Raw genomic sequence first — 967 nt, 5'->3', positions numbered from 1 at the left:
CGAACGAAAGCGAGCGATATCGCCAATGGCCGAGATCAACCCGATCGCAACGGTGGTGTTGATGCCGGTGATGGTCAGCAGCTTGCGCAGCCTGTCGTCCTGAATAGCGGATTGGGCCAGGACGCGCTCAACCTGCTGCAGATTCTCTGCCAGCCTGTCGAGCTCATGCAACCGCTGGTCAATCCCGATGCGCTCGTCCATGGGTAGCGGCTGAAGGCTCAGCCAGGCCCGCCCTTTCTTGCCAAACAGGTCTGTCGCAGGACACCGTGCGATGAGATGTGCGGCAAGGACAGCGTGAATCTCATTCTTGAGCCGCGTCCGCTGCCGCACGATCTGGGCGCGGCGCGACACCTGCCGTCGCATCGCTTGCGTGGCCTCGTCTGGAATCCACACCTCGGGCAGGAAGCCACTCGCATAGAGTTGCGCAAGGATCGCGGCATCGATCTTATCCGTCTTGACGCGCGCTTCTGCGATCAGGCGGACTTGCAACGGGTTGGCGACAATCACTTTGCCGACATGACCTGTCAGCACGTTCGCGATGGCGATCGTGTTGCCGGTCGCCTCGAGTACCACGTGGTCGTCGGGCTTTAGCTTGGCAGCAAAGTGTTCCAGCTCGTCGCGTCGCAGTCCGACGCGCCCGCCGGCGCGTAGCCGGCCATTCTCCAAATAGGCGATCTCGGCCACCGATCGCGATACATCCAGTCCTATCACTCGCATTGGCGTCTCCCATGGGAAACATCGCAAATGGGAGCCGGTGGGACAGCACGACAACTACGGATTCGCGCTCGCAGCGCAACCGGGCGGGTCGCAGGGGCGGCCAACTACTAACACGAGCTCGCAGCTCAACGTATATGAACGGCCTGCCCACCCGAAGTGCTCCCCGGTGCCCCTGTCCCGGATGGTCGAACCATACACCAAGTTACACGGTGAGGAGAGGAAGGGCACCGGTTCCTATCATGCCGGTTAC

Annotated in this window: 1 protein-coding gene; it reads right to left on the bottom strand. The window is 61.7% G+C overall.

Annotated features, from left to right (window positions below; genetic code table 11):
* The coding region (locus MKD38_RS30715; RefSeq protein ID WP_252682439.1) for an IS110 family RNA-guided transposase at positions 1-717 on the bottom strand (717 nt) is incomplete at its 3' end.
* Positions 718-967 lie beyond the last annotated feature (250 nt).

Source organism: Cupriavidus sp. WGlv3 (assembly GCF_023952475.1).
GTDB lineage: Bacteria > Pseudomonadota > Gammaproteobacteria > Burkholderiales > Burkholderiaceae > Cupriavidus > Cupriavidus phytorum.
The sequence above is the reverse complement of the archived record's forward strand: the minus strand, read 5'-3'. Positions and strand labels throughout refer to the sequence as shown.